The 1,155-nt window shown below is 69.2% G+C and carries 2 protein-coding genes; both read left to right on the top strand.

Annotated features, from left to right (window positions below; all coding sequences use genetic code 11):
* On the top strand, window positions 1-692 hold a 692-nt coding region (locus ACMO6A_RS12420; RefSeq protein ID WP_418471347.1), incomplete at its 5' end, for a diguanylate cyclase domain-containing protein.
* Window positions 693-748: 56 nt separating this feature from the next.
* The coding region (locus tag ACMO6A_RS12415) for an EAL domain-containing protein (protein WP_418471346.1) at window positions 749-1,155 on the top strand (407 nt) is incomplete at its 3' end.

Genomic DNA, 1,155 nt, shown 5'->3' with positions numbered 1-1,155 from the left:
CCTCCGAAGGCTCGCGCATCGCCCTGCCGCGGGGCTTCGCCCTGGCTGCCGAGATGGAGCGCCAGCACGTGGGGGACGAGGTGCTGTACTTCGACACGCCGAAGCAGTGCGTCAATGCCGTGCTGACGGGCGCCGCCGATGCAGCCTATGCCGACACGCACGTGGCGAACTACCTGCTGGCCGAATCGCAGTACGAGTCGCTTACCGTCACCACCGTCACCGACTACACGAACGCCATGAGCATCGGCGTGGCGGGGACCGCCGACGCGCGCCTGCTGAGCGTGCTTGACCGCTGCGTGCAGTACACGGCGGAGAGCAAGATGACCACCTGGGTGTCGCAGAGCTCGCGGGCCGTCCACCCCACCACGCCGCTGGACTTCCTGCGCCAGTACCCGCTGCAGATCATCTCGGGGCTCGTGGCGCTGTTCGGGGTGCTCTTGGCCGGCGCGCTCTACCTGGGCCGCACGAAGCTGCGCACGGCGCGCCACATCGAGGAGCTGTCCTTCACCGACCCGCTCACGGGCGGCTGGACGCTCGCCCGCTTCCGCACGGGTGCTGCCGGCGTGCTCGAGCATGCCGGCAGCGGGGAGCACGCCATCGTGTACCTGGACATCGTACGCTTCAAGAGCTTCAACGCCGCGTTCGGCTATGCGGAGGGCGACCGGCTGCTGAAGGCGCTCACCAGCTTTTAGGCGAGCTTGAACGCGACGGCGAGCACCACGCGCACATCACTGCAGACGAGTTCGTGGTGCTGGTGCAGTGGAACGGTTGGGAGGATTTCCTCGAGCAGTTCGCGGAGCTGGACCGCCGCTTCAACAACCTGGACGTGCTGCGCTCCCACTCGCACCGCCTGCTCCTGCACGCCGGCGCCTGCATCGTGGAGCGTCCGGACGGGTCGCGCCGGCTGGATGCGCAGGCCCTGGCCGAGCTCATGGACTGCACCCGCTACGCGCGCGACAGCGTGGGCGAGACGTCGGCGAGCGAGGCGGCGCTCTACACGGCCGACATGAAGGATCGCGACGTGGCCGAGCGCGCGGTGGTGGCGCTGGCGCGCACCGCGCTGGAGCAGGGCGAGTTCACGGCCTACTACCAGCCGAAGGTCGAGCTGGCCACGAACCGCATCGTCGGCCTCGAGGCGCTCGTGCGCTGGGAATC

It is taken from the genome of Eggerthella sp. (assembly GCF_048329335.1).
In the GTDB taxonomy this organism is placed as follows: domain Bacteria; phylum Actinomycetota; class Coriobacteriia; order Coriobacteriales; family Eggerthellaceae; genus Eggerthella; species Eggerthella lenta.
This window is presented reverse-complemented; position numbering and strand designations above follow the sequence as displayed.